This window comes from Mesorhizobium sp. M7A.F.Ca.US.005.03.2.1, from assembly GCF_003997795.1.
Lineage (GTDB): Bacteria > Pseudomonadota > Alphaproteobacteria > Rhizobiales > Rhizobiaceae > Mesorhizobium > Mesorhizobium ciceri.
On record NZ_RZRP01001138.1, the window covers coordinates 1 to 1,572 of the forward strand.

The window sequence follows — 1,572 nt, forward strand, 5'->3', positions numbered from 1 at the left end:
TCGACAAGGCGATCGCCGGCATAGGGTTTCGGGATGAAATCGTAGACGCCGTCCTTGAGCGCGGCCACCGCGAGATCGACGTCGCCATGCCCGGTGACCAGGATCACGGGTATATCCGGATCGATCGCCTTGATGCGATCGAACAGCTGCAGACCATTCATGCCCGGCATGCGGATATCGCTGACGACGACGCCCTCGAAATTCCTGTCGACGACGGCAAGTGCTGCCTCGGCGGCGTCGAGTGCGACCACCGTGAAGCCGGCAAGCTCGAGCAATTGCGTGGTGGCGTGAAGGAGGTCCGCATCGTCGTCGACGAGCGCGACCAGCCCTGATCCGTCTGTCATTCAATTCGCCTCAAATCGATGGTGAAGGATGCGCCGCTGCCATTGCCGGGATCGAGCCGCAGCGTGCCGCCCAATTCCTGGGCGATCTCCTGCGAGATCACCAGCCCCAGGCCAAGCCCCTTCTCCTTGGTGGTCTGGAACGGCATGAACAGATTGCCAGCCGCCTCCGGACCAAGGCCGGGTCCATTGTCGCGCACCGAAATCAGCACCCTGTCGTCGCGCTCGGCAAGTTCGATCTCGATGCGGGGATCGGGCTGGTCCTTCATCGCGTCCAATGCATTTTGCAAAAGATTGACCAGGATCTGCTCCAGCCGGATGCGGCTCGCCATGACCACCGGCGAGGCATTGCCGCGCGGCCTGACGATGGTGACGCCGGAATCGCGTATGCGGCCTGACAGCAGCGACAGCGCGCCGTCGATCGCCTCGCGCACCGGCAGCGGCGAAGCGGCGACGCCCGGCCGGCGGGCGAAAGTGCGCAAGGTGCCGGTGATCGCGCCGATGCGTTCGGTCATCGAAACGATCGATGTCAGATTGCCGCTGGCCGATCCGGTCTTGCCGCTGTCCAGAAAACGACCTGCATTCTCGGCATAGGTGCGGATGGCGGCGACCGGCTGGTTGATCTCATGCGCCACGCCGGCGGCGATCTGGCCGAGGATGGAAAGCCGGTTGGCCTGGGCGAGATCGTCGCGCAATCGGCGGACCTTGGCTTCGGCATTCTCGCGCTCGGCGATTTCGCCGGCAAGTGCGGTGTTGGAGCGCGTCAGCTCGGCCGTTCGCGTGCTGACCCGGCTTTCCAGTTCGACATTCATGCGCGCCAGCGCTTCCTGCCTTAGCCTGCGCGTTCGCCGGCGCCGGGTCAGCACGTAGGCAAGCAGGCCTAGAAGCAGCAAGCCCAGGAGCGTGGTCAGGCGCGCCGTATTGGCGGCCGAGGAGAGAGCAGCGTCGGCGGGCGTCAGCAGCCACAGACGCCAGCCTGGGACTGCACCGGGCAAATCCTGCACCACCTCGACGAACTGGCGTGGTTTTCCGGCGTTGTCGATCGTCGCCAGGCCATCGCCGGCGCCGCGTCTGAACGGCAGCGGCTCGAAGGCAGCATCGGCCAATTGCAGTTGCTCATGGGCGGCGGCCACGTCCTCGGCCGACAGTGGTGCCAGCGCACGAAACCGCCAGTCGGGCTGGCTGGTGGCCAGCACGACGCCTCGTTCATCGGTGACAAAGACAAGGAAAC

Annotated in this window: 2 protein-coding genes; both read right to left on the reverse strand. The window is 65.2% G+C overall.

Annotated elements, in window-relative coordinates; genetic code table 11:
• Nucleotides 1-344, reverse strand: a 344-nt coding sequence (locus EN991_RS35510) for a response regulator (RefSeq protein WP_127370473.1), incomplete at its 3' end; no start/stop codon positions are given.
• Nucleotides 341-1,572: ATP-binding protein (locus EN991_RS35515; RefSeq protein ID WP_164769635.1), on the reverse strand; the 1,232-nt coding region annotated here is incomplete at its 5' end. The genes EN991_RS35515 and EN991_RS35510, both read right to left, overlap by 4 nt.